This window comes from Arthrobacter sp. Hor0625, assembly GCF_052567525.1.
Genome location: NZ_CP199586.1, coordinates 1651171 through 1670830, shown reverse-complemented (window position 1 = coordinate 1670830; position 19660 = coordinate 1651171). Strand labels below are relative to the sequence as shown.

Below are 19660 nucleotides of genomic sequence, written 5' to 3'. Positions count from 1 at the left end.
CGGGCGCTCCCGTGGCCTGTCCGAACCTTCAGCTGTCGGAACCGGCCTTCTTTCGGGGTCCCAGAACGCAAAACTCGTTGCCTTCTGGATCCTCCAGTACAGTCCACGGCTGCTCGCCCTGACCAATATCGACCCTGCGGGCACCCAGGGCGATCATCCGCTCGACCTCGGCCGCTGGATCGTCCGGCCGAAAATCGAGGTGAAGACGATTCTTCGTAACCTTCGAATCTGCTACCGGCACAAAGACCAAGCCCGGCAACCGGTCCGGTGCAGAACGAATTTCGAACTCATCGTCACCGTCTATAGTCACGACCCAGCCCAAAGCTTTGGCCCACCAATATCCAAGCTCAGCCGGCCGCGCCGAATCGACAATTACTTGTTCCCATTCGAGACTCATGCGTGCCACTCTACTGAGCGGGGCCCCTGCCCGAGAGTGCTTGCGCTCCACTCCGGCCCGGAATAGCGTCCCAACCAGCGGGTTGAAAACCACGAGCGGAAGGCATCCCATGCTGAGGCAGGTCGCGGACGGCGTTCTTGTGCACGAGAGCGAGTTCATCCAGAGCAAGTCCGTGATCGTCCAGGGCGGGGCCGGGGTGCTGCTTATCGACCCCGGAATAACGCGCAATGAACTGGCCGGCCTCGCGGACGACGTTCGCGAACTGGGCCAGCCCGTCGCGGCAGGCTTCGCCACGCATCCGGACTGGGACCACGTCCTCTGGCACGAGGCCTTTGGCGACGCGCCCCGTTACGGTACGGCCCGCTGCGCGGCTTCGATTCGGGATGTGCTGGCGACGGCGGACTGGCAGGAGCGCGTGGCCGGCGTTCTACCGCCTGAGTTCGCCGATGAGATCCCCATGGAGCTGTTTGGTCTCGTCACCGGCTTGCCCGCCGAAGCGGCGCACATTCCTTGGGACGGCCCTACAGTCCGCATCATTGAGCATCGGGCCCACGCCCAGGGCCATGCGGCGCTGCTTATCGAGGAGCACCGCGTCCTCGTTGCCGGCGATATGCTCTCCGACATCCTGATGCCGTTCCTCGACCTCGACGCCGTGGATCCGGTCGCAGACTACCTCGCCGCGCTGCAGCTGTTCGAAAGCGTGGCCGACGACGTCGATGCCGTCATCCCCGGTCACGGCTCGGTCGGCGGAGCCGAGCAGCTACGGGCACGGATCAAACAGGACCTTGCCTATGTCGAAGCCCTGCGCGACGGCGGCGTTCCCGACGACCCGCGGGTCGGCCCCTCGGCCCCACTGGAGTGGCTGCCCGACGTGCACAACCGGCAACTACAGCGGCTCGCCCAAAAAGCGCAGAACGGGACGCCCGAATAACACCCCGGCAGATTCCACCGGAGGGTACGGGCTAGGAGGCGGGGTCGGCGTCGTGCTTTGCCGGCTGCTGGCTGTCGACGGCGGCGCCGGCGCTGTGGTCTTCGTGCCCGTCCTTCTTCTTCCCGAACGGCAGCACCTTGAGCAGCGGGGTCAGGACGGCCATGACGACCAGGCCCCAGGCGAGTCCCAGGACGGCCGAGCACAGGGTGTTCACGAGCCAGGCCAGGGCGCTGCCCACCACGGCGATCCCGGCGACAGGGTGCTCGAGGGCGTGGACCAGGTCGTAGGGGCCGTGCCAGCCGAGGTCGTGGGCGCCCTGCAGCATGATGTGGCCGCCCACCCAGAGCATGGCGATCGTCCCGATCACGGTGATGGTGGTCAGCACCTTCGGCATGCCTCGGACCAGCAGCTCGCCGAAGTGCTTGGAGCCGGCGGAGTCCTTAGTGGTCAGGTGCAGGCCGATATCGTCCATCTTGACGATGAGCGCGACGGCGCCGTACACGGCTGCCGTGATCGCGATCGCCACGGCGACCAGGATCGCGGCGCGGACCCAGAGGGAGTCGGCCGCCACCTCATTCATCGCGATAACCATGATCTCGCAGGAGAGGATGAAGTCCGTGGTGATGGCGCCCTTGGTGACCTTAGCCTCGGCCTCCGGGCCCCGGTCCACCGCCGGTGTGTCCTCGTCGGGCTCGTGCTGGCCGCGGAGCTTGTGCCAGATCTTCTCGGCGCCCTCGTAGCAGAGGTAGGTGCCGCCGGCCATGAGGATGAACGGGATGATGCCGGGAATGAAGGCGCTGATGAGCAGCAGGGCCGGCAGGATGATCAGGAGCTTGTTCCGCAGCGAGCCCCAGAAGATCTTTTTGATCATCGGCAGTTCGCGGGACGGGTCCGCGCCGGACACGTACTGCGGGGTGACGGCGGCGTCGTCAATGACGACGCCGGCGGCCTTGGCCCCCGCCTTGGCCGCACCGGCCGCGACGTCGTCCACCGAGGCGGCGGCAATCTTGGCCAGGGCGGCGATGTCGTCCAGGAGGGCGACGAGACCGCCGCTCACAGCGCGCCTCCGGGCTGCTTGGGGGCGGACGGCTGGACGGAGTGGCCTCGGCCAAGGCGCGTGATCGGCATCTTCGAATTATATGGGGGTCGGGACCGTCGACCGGAGCGGGCCGTCTCGGTAGCCTGTGGCGCATGGGCATCAAACTGGAGAACGTCGGGATCGCCGTGCGCGACCTGGAGGCCGCCGTCGCCTTCTTCACCGATCTTGGCCTCACGGTGATCGGCCGGGACACCGTCAGCGGCGAGTGGACCGACACCGCCGTCGGGCTGGACGGCAACCACGCCAAGATCGCCAGGCTGCAGACCCCGGACGGCCACGGCCAGCTGGAACTCTTCGAATACCTCCACCCGGCGGCGATCGAGAGGGAGCCCATCTTGCCGAACGAGATCGGCATGCACCGGGTCGCGTTCTCCGTCGAGGACATTGACCGGGCGCTGGAGATCGCCGCGCGGCACGGCTGCCGCCCCCTGCGCGGCGTCGCGACCTACAAGGACCTCTACAAGCTCTGCTACCTCCGCGGCCCCAGCGGCATCATCGTGATGCTCGCCCAGGAACTGGGGGCAAGCTGATGCTGAGCCTTGGGTCGATCGTCATCTGGGTGGACAACCTCGACCGGCAGATGCGCTTCTGGCAGTCCGCACTGGGCTACGCGCCGCGCCGCGAGCCGGAGGACGGTTTTGTCATCCTGGAGCCACCCGGCGGCAGCGGCACGTGCATCTCCCTGGACCAGGTCCCCGCCCCGGTCCAGATTCCGCCGCGGCTGCACCTGGACCTCTACGCCGAGGATCAGGCCGCCGAGGTGCAGCGGCTGCTGGCCCTCGGCGCCACCCGGGTGTACTGGGACAAGCGGCCGGCGGACGCCGACTACGTGATCATGGCCGACCCCGAAGGCAACCGGTTCTGCGTGGTGGATGCCGGCAGCCCGGATCCGGCAAGCTAGTCCGGCTCCGGTGCCGCCGTCGTCGTCCCTAGCTGATGGGGTCGTAGTGGAACGCGCGCACCTCTTGGGGGCAGCGGCAGGCCGCCGCGAACTTGGCGGCCCACTCCACCGCCGCCTCATACGAGGGCAGCTCCAGGATCGAGTAGCCGCCCTCGAGCTGCGCGGTCTGCGGGTAGGTGCCCTCCCGCACGGTCCCGTCGCCGTCGACCATCACGGGCGGGACGCTCTCATCGATGCCGCCGCCGAACACCCACGCGCCGGCCTCCTTTGCCTCCAGCACGACGGCGCGCGCCGCCTCGCCAACCGCCTCCAGTTCCCCCACGGGAACGTCCATCGCGGCGCCGGGGAATGAAATCAGGTACTTAGTCATCGCGGGGCTCCTTCGTTGCAGCACGGGATGGCGTTCATCCTTGCCCAACCGCCCCCGCCGTGCAAGACCCCGGCGGCCGGTCTTTAGCCGGCCGCCGGTCAGCCAGCCGGCTGGTCAGCTGGCCAGCACGACGTTCGCAGGCGGCTCTCCGGCGAGCATCAGCTCGACCTGCCGCTGCAGCAGCTTGCCCATCCGGGGCCGCATGGCCGTGGTGGCGCCGCCGATGTGCGGGCTGATGATCACCCCGGGGGTGCTCCACAGCGGGTGGTCTTCCGGCAGCGGCTCGGGATCGGTGACGTCCAGGGCGGCGCGGATCCGTCCTGATGCGGTGTGCTTGACCAGGGCGTCGGTGTCGGCGACCGGCCCGCGGGCAACGTTGACCAGCAGCGCGCCGTCGGGCATCGCGGCGAGGAACGCGTCGTCGATCAGGTGCCGGGTGGAGTCGCTGAGCGGGACCACGACGACGACGATGTCGTGGTCCGGGAGCAGGCCGTGCAGTTCATCGATGCCGTGGATCTGGCCGCGCGCGTCGGAGCGGGCCTTGCTGGCCACCCGGGTCACCGTCGTCTCGAACGGCAGCAGCCGGTCCTCGATGGCCTTGCCGACGCCGCCGTAGCCGACGATCAACACCCGCCGGTCGGCCAGGCTGGCGGTGACACCGCCCTCCCAGCGGCCCTGCTGCTGGTTCTGCAGCATCCGCGGGAACTCGCGCTGGCTAGCCAGGATCAGGGCGACGGTCAGTTCGGCGGTCGACGCCTCATGGACGCCGGCGGCGTTGGCGAAGACCCGGCCGGCGGGGAGCACGTCCTCCACCCCGTCGTAGCCGATCGACTGGCTCTGCACCAGGCCGGTTTTCACGGTCTCAAGCGCGCCCAGGGCAGCCCAGCCGCCCATGTACGGCGGGACGACGATGTCGATCTCCTGCTGCGGGGGCTCCCCGGTCAGGTCCCACTCCAGGATGCTGACATCCGGGTTGGACTCGAGGTATTCGCGCAGTGACGCGTCCGGCAGGCTGACGGTAATCTTCTTCGGCATAGCTGCCAGCCTAGTAGCGCAAAGCAGGTGTTCCCGACCGGCCTAGTTTCTGTTAAGGCCGAACTGTCGCGTAAGCAGAGCCTTCTTAAAGTGAATTTCGGCAGCGTCTACCTGCGCAGCGGGAGCACTGGGCGAGAATACCTGCAGGATGCTGAACTGAAAGTGGTGCCGATGCGTCATGTCCACGCCGTCCAGTTCGCGGAGGGCGACGTTGCCGCCATGCCCATTTCGGGCATATGCGCTCCAACGACCTAGGAAGCGCTCCGCCCCGTCAGCTTTACCCACATAGAGTTTGCCGGTTTTCGTATCGGCGATGAGATAAATCCCCTGCACCGAACTCAGTGCCGTCCGCCATTGGCGGTATCGGTCATCATCCATGACGGCCAGAAGCTCGCTAAAGCTGACCAGGAGTGAGTCGAACCCAGGAAATGGTTCGGTCTTCGGATCTGCGATTTCGACCACAGGCATGGTGAGGGCATGCTTTCCGGCCTTAGCCCAGTTGACTGTATCGGCCGTCCATTCGATGACAAGTCGTTGTGCATGTGCGGAAAACACAGAAGAAGGTCGCAGGTCAAAATAGCGATGCACGTCAGTGCGTTCAGCCGGCACCTCTCCGTGGTTCTCGTAAGCGGTCAGGAACCGCGCACGGCGCCCGGTGGTCGCAAGGAAATTAAGCCACAGCCTTGGAGGCGACTGCCCGAGCTTATTCCGTAGTCCCTGCTCACGCGTATAAGTCAGCAGCTTCGGCCCCTCGGCCTCGCTCTGGCTGACCAAGCCGTCGGAGTTGAGCGTGTGCCGAATGACGACAACGTCATCCGGGGCCAGCCCCGCTGCTTGGAACAAGTGCCCTAGTCTCAGCTCGCCAAGCACATCGCCGTACATGCATTACCCCAATCATCACGAACGTCGTCCGCTGCCACGAACTTCGCTGTTCAGCTTACGTCCGCGGACGCAGTGTTCGGCGCCATCACGGGAGGCGACGGCGGCACGCGCCGCCGCCGTCGCCGTCGGCCTAGGTGCCGGCCGGACGCACCCCGCAGCGCACGCAAAGGGGCGGCGGGAGTGATCCCGCCGCCCCTTTGGACGGATAACCTTGGTGCGGGCGGTGCCTAGCGGCCGAAGAGCTTGGCGAAGAAGCCGGTCTTGGGCTCGTCGGCGTGGCCCTTGCAGCGGTCGGCGGCCTTGACGCCGCGCATGACCTGGTCCACGTGCTGGCCGCAGCCGGCCCAGGTGGTCTTACCGCACTTCTTGCATGCAACCTGACGGCACATCTGGTGTCTCCCTCGGGGTAGGTCGGTGACCTTGGTGGTCTGCAACCAACGATATACCCCCAGGGGTATTTTCCGCAACTTGGTGGAACACCCTGACGCCTGCGGGCGTTACTCCCCACAGTGGGGACCGTCGCAGGGACGCACGCACCGACTTCAGACCGAGAGGATCGCTTCATGGCTTACACCAAGGTAGGAACCGAGAACAGCACCGACGTCGAGCTCTACTACGAGGACCACGGCAGCGGCCAGCCGGTCGTCCTGATCCACGGCTACCCGCTGGACGGCTCGTCCTGGGAGAAGCAGACCACGGCCCTGCTGGGCGCCGGCTTCCGGGTCATCACCTACGACCGGCGCGGCTTCGGCAAGTCCAGCAAGCCCACCGACGGCTACGACTATGACACGTTTGCCGCCGACCTCGACACCGTCATGACCACCCTGGACCTGAACGACGCCGTCCTGGTCGGCTTCTCGATGGGCACCGGCGAAGTGGGCCGCTACCTGGGCACCTACGGCTCGGCGCGGGTGGCGAAGGCCGCGTTCCTCGGCTCGCTGGAGCCCTACGTGCTGCAGACCGAGGACAACCCCGACGGCGTCCCGCAGTCCGTGTTCGACGGCCTGATGGAGGCGGTCACGGCCGACCGCTACGCCTTCTTCACCGAGTTCTTCAAGAACTTCTACAACAGCGAGACCTTCCTGGGCACGCCGCGGCTGAGCGAGGAAGTCATGCGGGCCGGCTGGAACCTTGCCACTGCGGGCGGCCCGACGGCGTCGGCCGCCGCCCAGCCCACCTGGCTCACCGACTTCCGCGGCGACATTCCCAAGATCGACGTCCCGGCCCTGATCGTCCACGGCACTGCGGACCAGATCCTGCCGATCGACGTCACCGGCCGGCGCTTCGCGAAGGCCCTGCCCAGCGCGGAGTACGTGGAGATCGACGGCGCCCCGCACGGCATGCTCTGGACCCACGCGGCCGAGGTCAACGAGGCGCTGCTGGGCTTCCTCGCGAAGTAGGTCCTGCCGGTTGCGGATCTTCGCGCCGCTTGCGGATTTTCGCGCCGGCTTCGGACAGGCGCACCCCGGGCCCGGGGTGCGCCTGTCCGTTAAGGCCGCGGATTTCCGAAAGCGCCGCCCGGCACTGGCGCGGGAGCCCCGTCAGGCGCACGATTAAGGGACCGGCCCGCCAACGAACCAATCCCCCGGACGGGGCCGGCACCCGCTGTAGCACGGGTGAGCTAACCGCAACTGGGTGGCAGTGCCCCGCGGCGCCGTCGTGGCCGGCACCCGCCGCCTGACCCATTTGAACCGCATCCTCATTGCAGGAGCACCACATGTCCATCCCAACCACCACACCAAGCAAGGCCCGCCGCCGCTCGGGGAAGTTTGCCCTCGTCTCAGCCGTCACCCTGGGGCTGATCGGCGGTCCCGTCGCCCTGGCCGCCCCGGCCGAAGCTTCCCGGTCCGTCTACGGCTGCACCGTGGACCCGCTCAAGCCGACCGAACGCAGCCACTGGGTCGATTTCCGCATCGAGGTCGACTGCCGGGACCACCGGACCGTGCAGATCCGCCAGCTGCGCTACGAGGACAACCGCGGCCGGAACGATGACTTCCTCGGCAGGTCCACGTTCTCGAAGTACTTCTACCGGCACGACGACGTCACTATCCACAGCTACGACTGGGTACCGAACCACCGCGGCGACGAGAAGGTCTACCAGCTCGTGTCGTTCCGGGTCCGCGTCGGCAACCACTGGTCCGACTGGACCCGCTGGGACATGAGTGACGTGGCAACCCTCCGTCGCTGACCTTCACTACCGCGTCGGCCGTCCGGCATCCAGGGCGCTGCCGCCGCAACAAAAAAGCCAGGGGCGAACCCCCTGGCTTTCCTGCGTCCGGGCGCGGCGCGGACGGCTACATCTCGTCGTCCCAGCCGCCGCCGTCGACGGCGTCCTCCGGCTTGGTCTCGGAAGCGTCGCCGGCCGCGTCGCCGGACCCGACATAGGCAGCGGGCACCGTCCCGGCGGCCTGGGTCAGCTGTTCCTCACGGATGTTGGCCGCCTGCGCCGGTTCCGGGTGCGGGGTCCGGGCCTCATCGGCGCCGCCCGCTTCGCCGATGTCCACCGCGGCGTCGCGCTCTGCCTGCTGCTGGCGGTCCTTCGTGGCTTCCGGGTCGCCGGGGCCGCGCAGTCCGGCGGGATCGGCGCTGGGATCATTCGGGTCACTCATGGCACTGCCTTCCGTCCGGGGTCAGGTTCCTCCACCCTAACTCCCCCGCACACTGGCGCGCTGGCGGGCTGGCGGGCATCCGCGGCTCCGTCGCGCCGGCTACCCCGCAGCGCCGGACGCGACCAGCTCCTCCAGCCCGCGCTTGAACCCCGACCTGCCGCCGTGGGCCGGATGCCGGATCTTGACCGCGGACACGCCGTTGCGCCGCAGGCTGCGGTCGGCGACGTTCCCGACCGCCACGACCGTCTCAATCCCGAACTCCGCGGCGAGCGCCTGCCAGAACGGGGTGCCCAGCGCCGCGTCGGCCGCGGTGGGAGTGCGGTTGGACAACGGCTTGCCGGGCACGTGGGTGTGCCAGGGGCAGGCGCTCCAGAGCAGCGGCAGCACCCCGACCTCGGCCAGCACCTCCCACATCACCGTGGCCGTCGGCTCGGCCGCAATACCGGCAGCTTCCGGCGGGAGCACGTATCCCTTGCCCGGCCCGAACAGGCCAAAAGCGTTGGGAGGACCCTCCAGGATGGTCCGGTTGGTGAAGGGGACCCCGGTGATCCGCATGCCGCGAAACCCCGGGGCTTCGCCCAGCAACAGGATCTTCGGGGACCGCTCGCGCACCTCCTGCAGGTAGAGGGCCAGATTCTGCCGGCGCAGCGCGTTCGTCGGGACCGAGTGGTCGAAGAAGTTGGTGCACCCGGGCCCGGTCTGCACGGACGCCAGCCGGTCCACAAAATCCACGATGGAGGATGAAATCATGCGGCGCCCGTCCGGTTGGGAACTCATAGGTTTCCCAGCGTAGCCCGGCGCCCGGGCAGCGTTACCTCACCGGGGCCGGCCGCCGCTCCGGAACGGAACCGGCACCCCTCCGGACGCCACCCGGGTGTGCCCTCCCGGGCGCCCGCCCGGGCGCACGCGCGGCACCCGTCGCCCTAGCATGGAGGGCATGACGGCGACGACGATCTTCACCGTGGGCCACTCGACGCATCCCATCGAGGAGTTCATCGGCATCCTCCAGGCGCACGGCATCAAGAAGCTGATCGACGTGCGCACCGTCCCCAAGTCCCGGCACAATCCGCAGTTCAACACGGACCTGCTCGCGGCGAGCGTGCGCGCCAGCGGAATCACCTACCGGCGGATGGCCGCCCTGGGCGGGCTGCGGCACACCACCAAGGACAGCCCCAACGGCGCCTGGCGGAACGCGTCATTCCGGGGCTACGCGGACTACATGCAGACCGAGGAATTCGCCGCCGCCGTCGACCAGCTGGCGGACCGCGGACGGCACAGCGACGCCGCCATCATGTGCGCCGAGGCCGTCCCCTGGCGCTGCCACCGCTCCCTGATCGGCGACGCGCTCCTGGTCCGGGGCGTCAGGGTGCTGGACATCATGTCGGCGACGTCGGCCAAGGAACACACCCTGACCTCCTTCGCCCGCGTCGACGGCCGGCGGGTCTGGTACCCGCCGGAGTGAGCTACCAGCGCGGGTGGATCGTCGCCCGGAAGTAGCGGTCGTAGATTTCGTGCACGCCGACGTCGAACGTTGAATCGATGCCGCTGACCGACGCCGCCTCCGCGTTGGCGCGGGCCTGCTCGACACTCCGGGCGCCGGGAATCACGGTACTGACCCCCTCCTGCGCCGCGATCCAGGCGATCGCCGCCTGGGCGGTGCTGACGCCGTCGGGCACCAGCTCGCCGAACTCGGCCACCGCTTTCAGCCCCTGCTCGAAGTCGACGCCGGAGAAGGTCTCCCCGACGTCGAACGCAGCCCCGGCGCGGTTGTAGTTGCGGTGGTCATCCTCGGCGAAGGTCGTCTCCGCGGTGTACTTGCCCGAGAGCAGGCCGGACGCGAGCGGGACGCGGGCGATGATGCCGACGCCGGCGGCCTGGGCGGCGGGCAGCACCTCGTCCAGGGGCTTGAGGCGGAAGGCGTTGAAGATGATCTGCACCGTCGCCGTGCCGTCATGGCGGATGGCTTCGAGGGCTTCATCGGTCCGCTCCACGCTGACGCCGTAGTTCCGGATGGCGCCCTCGGCCACCAGGGTGTCCAGCGCGTCGTAGACCTCGGCGTTGCTGTAGACGGCAGTGGGCGGGCAGTGCAGCTGGACCAGGTCGAGCTGCTCGACGCCGAGGTTCCGCCGGGACCGGTCCGTCCATTCGCGGAAGTTGGCAAGGTTGTAATTCTCCGGACGCTGCTCCATCCGGCGGCCCATCTTGGTGGCCACCGTGATGTCCAGGCCCGGGTTGTCCGCCAGGAACGCGCCGATAGCCTGCTCGCTGCGGCCGTCGCCGTACACGTCCGCGGTGTCGAAGAAGGTGACGCCGGCTTCCGCGGAGGCGTCCAGCACGGCCCGCGCCTGCGCCGGGTCCACGTTGCCCCAGTCCGCTCCGAGTTGCCAGGTCCCCAGTCCCACGATCGAGACGTGCCGGCCGGTTTTGCCCAAGATTCGTTGTTCCATCATCCGACTATAGGCCGGGGGACGGACTTGCTAGCCTGAGCCTGTGAAGTACGAGTCGCTGTGGATCGGAATGCTGGTCGGTGCCGCCATCGGCTTTGCCGTCGGCGTGGCCACCGCCGACAAGCCGTTCACCGGGCTGCTGATCGGCCTCGGCGTCGGCGCGCTGGTGGGACTCGCGGCCCGCAAGGACCCGCGCAAAAGGTAGGCCCGCCAGCACCGCCCGCTCCCGCCCGCACCGGAAGGAAATCCACCGTGACCTACTCCGTCAACTGCTCGATCATGCTGGAGGACCTCCCGCTGCTGGCCCGGCCGGCGGCGGTGAAGGCCGCCGGGTTCGACGCCGTCGAGTTCTGGTGGCCCTTCGCCGACTCGGTCCCCGGCGACGCCGAGGTGGACCGCTTTGAGCGTGCGATCACGGACGCGGGCGTCCGTCTCACCGGACTGAACTTCAACGCCGGGGACATGCCCTCCGGCGAGCGCGGCCTGGTGTCCTGGCCCGGCCGGGAGGCTGAATTCCGGGACAACATCGACGTCGTGGCCGGCATCGGCGAACGGCTGGGCTGCACCATGTTCAACGCCCTCTACGGCAACCGTCAGGACGGGCACAGCCCGGAGGCCCACGACGAGCTGGCCGTCCGCAACCTCGCCGCCGCAGCCCAGGCCGTAGGCCGGATCGGCGGGACCGTCCTGCTCGAACCGGTCAGCGGCGCACCAAGCTACCCGCTGCGCACGGCCGGGGATGCCCTGCGCGTCCTTGCCCGGGTCAAGGAGGAGACCGCCGCGGACAACCTCCGGCTGCTGGCCGATTTCTACCACCTGTCGGTCAACGGGGACGACGTCGACGCCGTCATCGAGGCCCACGCCGCGGGCTTCGGCCACGTCCAGATCGCCGACAGCCCCGGTCGCGGAGCCCCCGGAACCGGGACCCTGCCGCTGCAGCGCTGGATATCCCGGAGCAGGGAACTCGGCTACGCGGGCCGCGTCGGCTTGGAGTACAAGGCGACGACGGCGACGGCGTTCGACTGGCTGCGGGCCGCGACCGGCCGGACCCGGGTGCCCGAACCGGCGGCCCCGGCCGCGCAGGTCACTCCCGGGTCGACGGAGATGCCATGACGCCCACCGCCACCCGGACTGCGGCCGACCGCACCACCAGATTCGGCATCGCCTTCATCGGCGTGCTGCTCATCGCCGTGAACCTCCGGGTGTCCTTTGTCAGCGTCGGACCCGTGCTCGGGAACATCAGCAGCGATCTGGGCCTTTCGAGTGCCGCCGCCGGGTTCCTCACCGGCCTTCCGCTCATAGCTTTCGCCCTCTTCTCCCCGCTGGCACCCGGTTTCGCGTCCAGGGTGGGCCTGGACCGGGCACTCTGGACCTCCCTGCTGATCCTGGCCACAGGCATCGTGCTGCGCTCCCTTGCACTGCCCGGGGTCATCTGGGCCGGCACCGCCCTGATCGGGCTGGCCATCGCCTTCCTCAACGTCCTGATCCCGTCGCTCGTGAAGCGAGACTTCCCGCTGCGGGTCAGCCAGGTCACCGGGGGCTACACCGCCGCCCAGGCAGCGTTCGCCGCAGTGGGCGCCGCCGTCGTCGTTCCCGTGGCGCAAACCTCGCCCGCGGGCTGGCGGCTGGCCCTCGGGATCTGGGCGGGGCTGGCGCTCATCGCCATGGCGGTCCTCCTGCCCTGGCTCCGCCGCCACCGGTCCGGCACCGCTCACGCGGCCGCGCCGAAGGCCGCCTACCGCTCGCCCTGGACATCCGCGCTGGGCTGGCAGGTGACGATTTTCATGGGGCTGCAGTCGATCGCGTTCTACGTCCTGATGGCGTGGCTGCCCACCATCGAGCAAAGCCGCGGCGTCCCGGCTACCACCGCCGGGGTCCATCTCTCCGTCTTCCTGCTGATCAGCGTGTTCGCCAGCCTTGCCGCCGGCGGAATCCTGCACCGCGGGCGCGACCAGCGGCTGGTGGCGTTCACCAGCGGCGCGCTCACGGTGGCGACGTTCCTGGGGCTGACCCTGGCGCCGGAGCTTGTGTTGCTGTGGATCGTCCTGGGGGCCATGGGCTGCGGGAGCCTGATCGTCATCGCCCTGTCCCTGTTCAGCCTGCGGACGTTGAATCACCCGCAGGCTGCGTCGCTGTCCGGTATGGCGCAATCGGTCGGCTATGGGCTCAGCGCGGCGGGGCCGGTCCTGTTCGGCGCCCTCCGCGACCTCACCCACGGCTGGACGGTGCCGCTCCTGGTGACAGCGGGCATCATGTTCGTCATGTCGCTGGTGGGGCTGCTGGCCGGTCGCGACCGGGTCATCAGCGGCCCGGCCTGACGCGGGCCTGCCCTGGGGCGGGCGCGGTCCCGGGGAGGGCGGGCCCGGCGGGCGCGGTCCTGGGCAGGGCGGGCCTACCCAGGATCGGGCCGGGCGCGGTCCCGGGCAGGGCGGGCCTGCCCCGAGCCGGGCGCGGTTCCGGGCGCGCGGGCCTGCCCCGAGCCGGGCGCGGTCCCGGGCGCGCGGAATAGTGACTCAGCGACCAGTGTTGTGCACCACAGATTCCATTCCCCGTCTCCCGAAGGACTTCCCATGAGCCAGAATCTCGTCAAGCTCCAGCCCGGCACCCCGGCACCCGATTTCACGTTGCCCGACGCCGAAGGCAAGCCCGTAGCGCTGGCCGACTACCGCGGCAAGAACGTCATCGTGTACTTCTATCCCAAGGCGGCCACCCCGGGCTGCACCACCGAGGCCTGCGACTTCCGCGACAGCCTCGCCTCCCTGCAGGGCTCCGGCTACGAGGTGCTGGGCATCTCCCCCGACGGACCCGAAGCCCTGGCACACTTCACCGGCGACTACGCCCTGACCTTCCCGCTGCTCGCCGACGAGGACCACGCCGTCGCACTGGCCTACGGCGCCTGGGGCGAGAAGCTGGTCCGCGGCGAGGTCACCGAGGGCATCGTCCGCTCCACCGTGGTCCTCGACCCCGAAGGCAAGGTCAAGCTCGCGCAGTACCAGGTCAAGGCCGAGGGCCACGTCGCCGCCCTGAAGGACGAGCTGGGCATCTAAGGCCGCCGCTCCCCCGGGCCCCGCGGCGGTTCCAGACGACCGCGCCGGCAACGGATTTTCGCGCCGGTTCCGGACCGGCGCGCACCGGGCCCGGGGTGCGCTCGTCCGCAACGCCAGCGGAAATCCGGAACAGGGGCGCATCCCATCCCGCGCCGGCCTCAAAGTGTCCGCCCCGGCCTCGACAAAACGGCCGTGCCTGTTCCGGATTCCGGCGCCGCGGCCGGGTTCCCGCGCCGGTTCAAAGCCCACGCCCCGGGTCTGGATTCCCGCGCCGGTTTCGGACTGGCGCAGGCCGGGCCCGGGGTGCGCTGGTCCGAAACGCCAGCGGAAATCCGTACCGCCCGCTTTTCCACATCCGACGGCGCCCCCGTTGCGGCGCGCCGACCGACGGATGAGCATCGGGAGATGGAGATTCCCGCGTTCATTCTCAGCAGCGACTCGGCACGGCTCGGCCGGGATACCCGCGCGTTGTCCAGACGCGCCGCGGCAGGGGAACTGCGGCGCATCCGGCGGGGCGTCTACGTCCAGTCGTCGGACTGGGACCGGCTACCGAACTGGGCCAGGTACCCGGTCCTGGTTCAGGCTGCGGCGTCGACGCTGCACAGCCGGACCGTATTCTGCAGGAAGTCCTCCGCCGCCCTGTGGGATCTGCCGGTGCTGGGCCGCCCGCAACTGGTCCATGCCTGCACTACGGACGACGGCGGGGGCCGGTCCGGGGCAGGCGTCGTGAGGCATTACGTCGATCCGCGGTCGCTGGAGATCGAGGAGCGACGGGGGCTGCTGGTCACCTCCCGGCTGCGCACGGTCCTGGATCTCGCAGCCTACGAATCCTTCGAGCAGGCAATTGCGGCGCTCGACCACGTGCTGTGTCCCCGACCGGGGCTGCCCGCCCTGAGCAGACCGGAGCTCCACGCCGGCGTCGGGGACAACTACAGCGCGGCCGCGGCGCGCAGGATCCGGACGGCGATCGATTTCGCGGACCCAGCATCGGAGTCGCCGGGCGAGTCGGTCAGCCGCGCGCTGATGCACCGGCTGGGATTCAAACCTGCCACCCTGCAGGCAGAGGTGTGTGACGCCCGCGGGCGTGTAGGTTTCACCGATTTTGAGTGGCCGGACGAACGACTGTGCGGTGAATTCGACGGCCTGGTTAAGTACCAAAAGCCCGAATACCTTCGAGGGCGGACCCCGTCCCAGGTCGTCGTCGAGGAGAAGCTGCGCGAGGACCGGATCCGGGCGACCGGGAGACGGGTCGTCCGCTGGACCTGGACGGAGATTTCCGGGCCGGCGCGATTCGAAGCCTTCCTCACGGCGGAGCGCGTGCCTCGGCTGGTCCGCCCTGCGTGCCGTCCCTAGCGAGGCGCGGCTTCTGGATTTCCGCACCGGTTCCGGACCACCGCCAGCCGGGCCCGGGGTGCGCCAGTCCGTAACCGCCGCGAAAAACGGCCCGGGGTGCGCCAGTCCGTAAGCGCCGCGGAGACCGCCGGGATCGGGCTATGGCCGGATGCCGGTCCCCAAACACCGCGGAAACAGCCGTAAACAGGCTATGGCCGGATGCCGGTCACGACCGTGGCCGTCGACCGGAGCCTCAGTGCACCCTGGTGCTCGTAGCGGCCCAGCATTTGGAACACGTCCGAGCGGATCAGCGTCTTCGCTTCCGGGCCGGCCTTTGCCAGGCCCATGGCCACGGTGGCGGCGATATCCGTCATGAACTGCCAGTAGCTCTCCGGCGATTCGTGGACCAGGTCGGTGCTGACCGTGCGCTCGCCCACCCGCACCAGACCGGCGTCCCGGTACAGCCGGGCCATGAAGCCGGATGCTGAGCAACGGAAGAGCCCGGGCATTTCCGCGGGCGGACGGGGCAGCTCCGTGTGATGCGCGAGCGTGCCCAGGATGAGGCTGGCCCACGGATTCTCGGCCGCCCGCCCCCAGACCGCGGCCGTGATCCGCGCTCCGGGCCTGGCCGTCCGGACCATCTCCTTCAGGGCGGCCCGCATCTGCGGGAAGAACATGAAGCCGAAGCGGCAGAGCACGGCGTCGAACGTCCCGTCCTTGAACGGCAGTTCCGCGGCGTCGCAGACGGTGAAGCTGACGTTGGCCAGTCCGCGGACGTCGGCTTTCTCCTCGGCGACGTGCAGCATCCCGGCGGAGATGTCGGCGAGCACCACCTGGCCGCGGGGTACCAGGTGGGCCGCGGTCAGCCCCGGCTCTCCGGTGCCGGCAGCGACGTCGAGGACGGCCGAATCCGGCCGTAACCGGGCGTCCTGGAGGAGTGCGTCGCCGAAGGGCCCGTGCCAGCCGAGCAGCTCCGCGTCCCACTTCTTCCAGCCGGCCGCGAACTGGTCCCAGATGATGCGCTGCCGGTCACGGATGCTGTCCGCTGCAACTGCCATGGTGCGTCCTTCACAAGTCCGGACCGCACCCTCCCCCACGCACTAGTGTGCCCCGCCGTCGGCTGTTCCCGCTAGGCTTCCGGATCTCCGCGCCTGTTCCGGACGGCCGCGCCCCGGGCCCGGGCAGCGGCAGTCCGGAACCGGCGCCCAAAACCGGAACGGGCGCGGAAACGGCGTCGCCCACGGGCAGTAGGCTTAACGCCATGGCTTCTGAAGACATCCCCGCCGCCCCCGAGCGCCGCGCCGTTACCGTCCGCCGCGCCCCGAAGTTCGTGCCGTTCCTGATCGCGGGCGGCCTGCTGGGCGTCGTGGTGGCCGCCATCATCGCGTACGGGTTCCCGGCCGGGGAGGGCTTCGACGCCAACTCCGTCTTCGGTTTCTTCCTGACCTTCTGCATCGGCGGCGGTGCGGTCCTGGGCGCCGTCGTCGCCCTGGTGCTGGACCGGCTGAGCGTCCGCCGGGCCGAGCGCGCCGTCGTCGAATCCGTCCCGGACTCCGTGCCCGACACCGACGACGAGGACCGCCCCTAGCCAGCCGGCGCGCGGCAAGACCCGGGCGGGCGAAGGACCACGGACCCGGCCCAGGTCATAAACCGGCGCCCGGGGAGGGGCCCGGCGTCCGGCGTGAGATAATCGACCAGTGGCACGCGGCGATGGAAAACTTTCTCATGACCTTCTCTCTGGCGAAAAAGGCCCGCAGGACGCATGTGGCGTCTTCGGCGTCTGGGCTCCCGGCGAAGAGGTAGCAAAACTCACCTATTACGGGCTGTACGCGCTGCAGCACCGCGGCCAGGAGTCGGCCGGCATCGCGACCAGCGACGGCAAGCGGATCAACGTCTACAAAGACATGGGCCTGGTCTCCCAGGTCTTCGACGAGACCACGCTGAATACCCTGACCGGCCACCTCGCCGTCGGGCATTGCCGCTACTCGACCACCGGCGCCAGCCACTGGGCCAACGCCCAGCCCACCCTCGGCGCCACGGCCACCGGTACTGTCGCCCTGGCGCACAACGGCAACCTGACCAACACCGCCGAGCTCAAGGCCATGATCGTGGAACGCAACGGCGGCCAGCTCACCGGCGAGATGAAGCAGGGCAACACCTCCGACACCGCCCTGGTCACGGCCCTGCTGCAGGGCGAGGACGGCAAGTCCCTCGAACAGACCGCCCTGGACCTGCTGCCGATGATCAAGGGCGGCTTCTGCTTCGTCTTCATGGATGAAGGCACCCTCTACGCCGCCCGCGACACCTACGGCATCCGCCCGCTGGTCCTCGGCCGGCTGGAGCGCGGCTGGGTGGTCGCGTCCGAGCAGTCGGCCCTCGCCACCGTCGGCGCGAGCTTCATCCGCGAGATCGAGCCCGGCGAGTTCATCGCCATCGACGAACAGGGCGTCCGGTCGCAGCGGTTCGCCGAGCCGACGCCGGCCGGCTGCGTCTTCGAGTACGTCTACCTCGCCCGCCCGGACGCCGCGATCGCCGGCCGCTCCGTCTACGAATCCCGCGTGGAGATGGGCCGCCAACTGGCCCGCGAAAACACCCAGGAAGCGGACATTGTTATCCCGGTGCCGGAATCCGGCACCCCCGCCGCCGTCGGCTACGCCGAGGAGTCCGGCATTCCGTTCGCGCACGGCTTCGTCAAGAACGCCTACGTGGGCCGCACCTTCATCCAGCCCTCGCAGACGCTGCGCCAGCTCGGCATCCGGCTCAAGCTCAACGCCCTGGAATCCGTGATCCGCGGCAAGCGCGTGGTGGTGGTCGATGACTCGATCGTCCGCGGCAACACCCAGCGCGCGATCGTCCGGATGCTCCGGGAAGCCGGCGCCGCCGCCGTGCACGTGAAGATCTCCTCCCCGCCGGTCAAGTGGCCGTGCTTCTACGGCATCGACTTCGCCTCCCGCGCGGAACTGATCGCCAACGGCGCCACCATCGAGGAAATCTCCCAGGCCATCGGCGCGGACTCGCTGGCCTACATCTCCGAGGACGGCATGATCGGCGCCACCCGGCAGCCGCGCGAACGCCTCTGCACCGCGTGCTTCACCGGCAAGTACCCGATCGAACTCCCGGGCGCCGACAAGCTCGGCAAGAACCTGCTCGAGCGCACGGACCTGGGCGGTAAGCCGGCCGGCCTCCCCGCCATGGCCGCCACCCCGGGGTCCCCGGGCGCCACCTCCGGGGCCACGGCCGACGCCGCGACCGCTGACGCCACCGCCGCCATCCCGGCCGACGCGGATCCTGCGGAAAAGGCCGGCGCCACCGGCTGCGATCCGGGCCCCGATGCCGAATTCGAAGAACTGCTCACCGACGCCGACCGCGTACCCGCCGACAAGCCTGATGCCGACAAGAAAGAGCCAGTATGACTTCCGCCTCCCCGGCCGCTGACACGAACGACGCCGGAAACACCGGCATCACCTACGCCTCCGCCGGCGTCGACGTCGAAGCGGGCGACCGTGCCGTCGAACTCATGAAGGACGCCGTCAAGGCGACCCACAACGACTCGGTGATCGGCGGCGTCGGCGGTTTCGCCGGGCTGTACGACGTCTCGAAGCTGCTGACCTACAAGCGGCCGCTGCTGGCCACCTCCACCGACGGCGTGGGCACCAAGGTTGCCATCGCCCAGGCCATGGACATCCATGACACCATCGGGTTCGACCTGGTGGGCATGGTGGTGGACGACATCGTCGTGGTGGGCGCCGAACCGCTCTACATGACCGACTACATCGCCTGCGGCAAGGTCGTTCCGGAGCGCATCGCGGACATCGTCCGCGGCATCGCCGCGGCCTGCTCGGTTGCCGGGACCGCCCTGGTGGGCGGCGAAACCGCCGAGCACCCGGGCCTGCTGGGCGAGCACGAGTACGACGTCGCCGGTGCCGCCACCGGCGTGGTCGAGGCCGACGCGCTGCTGGGCCCGGACCGGGTCCGCGCCGGCGACGTGGTGATCGGCATGGCCTCCTCCGGCCTGCACTCCAACGGCTACTCGCTGGTCCGCCGCGTGGTCAACCACGCCGGCTGGGCCTTGGACCGCCACGTTTCCGAGTTCGAGCGCACGCTGGGCGAGGAGCTCCTGGAACCGACCCGCGTGTATGCCGCGGATTGCCTGGACCTGGCCCGCACCTTCCCGGTGGACGGCTCCGCCAGCGGTCGCGCGGTGCACGGCTTCAGCCACGTCACCGGCGGCGGGCTGGCCGCGAACCTGGCCCGCGTCCTGCCGCAGGGCCTGCTCGCCACGGTGGACCGGGCCAGCTGGGAACTGCCGGCCATCTTCAAGCTGGTCTCCGAGCTGGGCAACGTGCCGCTGGCCGACCTTGAGCGCACCCTGAACGTCGGCGTCGGCATGGTTGCGATCGTCTCCCCCGAGGCCGCCGATGCCGCGGTGGCCCACCTGAACGCCCGCGGCCTGCCCTCCTGGATCATGGGCACCGTCGGGCAGGATTCCGACGCGGCCCTGCGGACCGGCCCGGACTACGTCCAGGGCGCCAAGGGCGTCGACGGCGGCGCCGTCCGGATGGTCAACGCCTACGCCTAAGAGCCCCGCACCCGCATCGCATGGACCAAGA

Annotated in this window: 24 protein-coding genes; 14 read left to right on the top strand and 10 right to left on the bottom strand. The window is 69.4% G+C overall.

Annotated features, from left to right (window positions below):
- Positions 1-28: 28 nt before the first annotated feature.
- Complete coding sequence (locus ACTWLI_RS07635) at positions 29-397, bottom strand: VOC family protein (protein ID WP_445156027.1); 369 nt, start codon at positions 395-397, stop codon at positions 29-31.
- Positions 398-506: 109 nt separating this feature from the next.
- Between ACTWLI_RS07635 and ACTWLI_RS07630 the strand changes: the two genes are divergently transcribed.
- Positions 507-1328, top strand: a complete 822-nt coding sequence (locus tag ACTWLI_RS07630; RefSeq protein ID WP_445156026.1) for an MBL fold metallo-hydrolase — start codon at positions 507-509, stop codon at positions 1326-1328.
- Between the two features lie 31 nt (positions 1329-1359).
- On the opposite strand, the gene ACTWLI_RS07625 is transcribed toward ACTWLI_RS07630, so the two are convergent.
- On the bottom strand, positions 1360-2385 hold the full coding sequence (locus ACTWLI_RS07625) for a DUF808 domain-containing protein (protein WP_445156025.1): 1026 nt from the start codon (positions 2383-2385) through the stop codon (positions 1360-1362).
- A 134-nt stretch (positions 2386-2519) separates the two neighbouring features.
- On the opposite strand from ACTWLI_RS07625, the gene ACTWLI_RS07620 reads away from it, so the two are divergent.
- Both ACTWLI_RS07620 and ACTWLI_RS07615 read left to right on the top strand, forming a co-directional pair.
- The gene (locus ACTWLI_RS07620) at positions 2520-2957 is read left to right on the top strand and encodes a VOC family protein (RefSeq protein WP_445156024.1); all 438 of its coding nucleotides are present in this window, start codon (positions 2520-2522) and stop codon (positions 2955-2957) included.
- Entirely contained in the window at positions 2957-3328 is a 372-nt protein-coding gene (locus ACTWLI_RS07615; protein ID WP_445156023.1) for a VOC family protein, read from the top strand. The genes ACTWLI_RS07620 and ACTWLI_RS07615 overlap by 1 nt, the downstream gene beginning before the upstream one ends.
- A 28-nt stretch (positions 3329-3356) precedes the next feature.
- Here ACTWLI_RS07615 and ACTWLI_RS07610 read toward each other — a convergent pair whose 3' ends face one another.
- The 4 genes from ACTWLI_RS07610 to ACTWLI_RS07595 all read right to left on the bottom strand — a co-directional run bounded on the left by ACTWLI_RS07610 (position 3357) and on the right by ACTWLI_RS07595 (position 6004).
- A complete protein-coding gene (locus ACTWLI_RS07610) occupies positions 3357-3698 on the bottom strand; it encodes a YciI family protein (RefSeq protein ID WP_445156022.1) in 342 nt (113 codons plus the stop codon).
- 114 nt (positions 3699-3812) lie between these two features.
- Positions 3813-4733, bottom strand: a complete 921-nt coding sequence (locus ACTWLI_RS07605) for a 2-hydroxyacid dehydrogenase (protein ID WP_445156021.1) — start codon at positions 4731-4733, stop codon at positions 3813-3815.
- A gap of 42 nt (positions 4734-4775) precedes the next feature.
- The gene (locus tag ACTWLI_RS07600) at positions 4776-5615 is read right to left on the bottom strand and encodes a GIY-YIG nuclease family protein (RefSeq protein WP_445156020.1); all 840 of its coding nucleotides are present in this window, start codon (positions 5613-5615) and stop codon (positions 4776-4778) included.
- A 227-nt stretch (positions 5616-5842) separates the two neighbouring features.
- Positions 5843-6004: a hypothetical protein gene (locus tag ACTWLI_RS07595; protein ID WP_200947937.1), complete on the bottom strand. Its 162-nt coding sequence runs from the start codon at positions 6002-6004 to the stop codon at positions 5843-5845.
- Positions 6005-6178: 174 nt separating this feature from the next.
- Between ACTWLI_RS07595 and ACTWLI_RS07590 the strand changes: the two genes are divergently transcribed.
- Positions 6179-7015, top strand: coding sequence for an alpha/beta fold hydrolase (locus ACTWLI_RS07590; protein WP_445156019.1), 837 nt, complete (start codon positions 6179-6181; stop codon positions 7013-7015).
- Between the two features lie 317 nt (positions 7016-7332).
- Positions 7333-7803 carry a hypothetical protein gene (locus ACTWLI_RS07585; protein WP_445156018.1) on the top strand — a complete coding sequence of 157 codons (471 nt, stop codon included), beginning with the start codon at positions 7333-7335 and terminating at the stop codon, positions 7801-7803.
- Positions 7804-7909: 106 nt separating this feature from the next.
- On the opposite strand, the gene ACTWLI_RS07580 is transcribed toward ACTWLI_RS07585, so the two are convergent.
- Positions 7910-8224, bottom strand: coding sequence for a hypothetical protein (locus ACTWLI_RS07580; RefSeq protein WP_445156017.1), 315 nt, complete (start codon positions 8222-8224; stop codon positions 7910-7912).
- A 99-nt stretch (positions 8225-8323) separates the two neighbouring features.
- Positions 8324-9001 (bottom strand): uracil-DNA glycosylase, encoded by a 678-nt coding sequence (locus ACTWLI_RS07575; protein ID WP_445156016.1) that lies wholly within the window; start codon positions 8999-9001, stop codon positions 8324-8326.
- Between the two features lie 160 nt (positions 9002-9161).
- On the opposite strand from ACTWLI_RS07575, the gene ACTWLI_RS07570 reads away from it, so the two are divergent.
- Complete coding sequence (locus ACTWLI_RS07570) at positions 9162-9686, top strand: DUF488 domain-containing protein (RefSeq protein ID WP_445156015.1); 525 nt, start codon at positions 9162-9164, stop codon at positions 9684-9686.
- A 1-nt stretch (position 9687) separates the two neighbouring features.
- On the opposite strand, the gene ACTWLI_RS07565 is transcribed toward ACTWLI_RS07570, so the two are convergent.
- On the bottom strand, positions 9688-10671 hold the full coding sequence (locus tag ACTWLI_RS07565; RefSeq protein ID WP_445156014.1) for an aldo/keto reductase: 984 nt from the start codon (positions 10669-10671) through the stop codon (positions 9688-9690).
- A 43-nt stretch (positions 10672-10714) separates the two neighbouring features.
- Here ACTWLI_RS07565 and ACTWLI_RS07560 point away from each other — a divergent pair, with 43 nt between their 5' ends.
- The 5 genes from ACTWLI_RS07560 to ACTWLI_RS07540 all read left to right on the top strand — a co-directional run bounded on the left by ACTWLI_RS07560 (position 10715) and on the right by ACTWLI_RS07540 (position 15071).
- Positions 10715-10876, top strand: a complete 162-nt coding sequence (locus ACTWLI_RS07560) for a hypothetical protein (RefSeq protein ID WP_445156013.1) — start codon at positions 10715-10717, stop codon at positions 10874-10876.
- Between the two features lie 47 nt (positions 10877-10923).
- Positions 10924-11784: a hydroxypyruvate isomerase family protein gene (locus tag ACTWLI_RS07555; protein WP_445156012.1), complete on the top strand. Its 861-nt coding sequence runs from the start codon at positions 10924-10926 to the stop codon at positions 11782-11784.
- Positions 11781-12989 (top strand): MFS transporter, encoded by a 1209-nt coding sequence (locus ACTWLI_RS07550; RefSeq protein ID WP_445156011.1) that lies wholly within the window; start codon positions 11781-11783, stop codon positions 12987-12989. Before ACTWLI_RS07555 ends, ACTWLI_RS07550 begins: the two co-directional genes overlap by 4 nt.
- A gap of 252 nt (positions 12990-13241) precedes the next feature.
- Complete coding sequence (gene bcp / locus ACTWLI_RS07545; protein ID WP_445156010.1) at positions 13242-13718, top strand: thioredoxin-dependent thiol peroxidase; 477 nt, start codon at positions 13242-13244, stop codon at positions 13716-13718.
- Positions 13719-14123: 405 nt separating this feature from the next.
- Positions 14124-15071 carry a type IV toxin-antitoxin system AbiEi family antitoxin domain-containing protein gene (locus ACTWLI_RS07540; protein WP_445156009.1) on the top strand — a complete coding sequence of 316 codons (948 nt, stop codon included), beginning with the start codon at positions 14124-14126 and terminating at the stop codon, positions 15069-15071.
- 188 nt (positions 15072-15259) lie between these two features.
- On the opposite strand, the gene ACTWLI_RS07535 is transcribed toward ACTWLI_RS07540, so the two are convergent.
- Entirely contained in the window at positions 15260-16108 is an 849-nt protein-coding gene (locus ACTWLI_RS07535) for a class I SAM-dependent methyltransferase (RefSeq protein ID WP_445156008.1), read from the bottom strand.
- Positions 16109-16311: 203 nt separating this feature from the next.
- On the opposite strand from ACTWLI_RS07535, the gene ACTWLI_RS07530 reads away from it, so the two are divergent.
- The 3 genes from ACTWLI_RS07530 (at position 16312) to purM (ending at position 19629) form a co-directional block, all read left to right on the top strand.
- Positions 16312-16638 (top strand): hypothetical protein, encoded by a 327-nt coding sequence (locus ACTWLI_RS07530; protein WP_445156007.1) that lies wholly within the window; start codon positions 16312-16314, stop codon positions 16636-16638.
- A 109-nt stretch (positions 16639-16747) separates the two neighbouring features.
- On the top strand, positions 16748-18463 hold the full coding sequence (gene purF, locus ACTWLI_RS07525; protein ID WP_445156006.1) for an amidophosphoribosyltransferase: 1716 nt from the start codon (positions 16748-16750) through the stop codon (positions 18461-18463).
- Positions 18460-19629, top strand: a complete 1170-nt coding sequence (gene purM, locus ACTWLI_RS07520) for a phosphoribosylformylglycinamidine cyclo-ligase (RefSeq protein ID WP_445156005.1) — start codon at positions 18460-18462, stop codon at positions 19627-19629. Before purF ends, purM begins: the two co-directional genes overlap by 4 nt.
- Positions 19630-19660 lie beyond the last annotated feature (31 nt).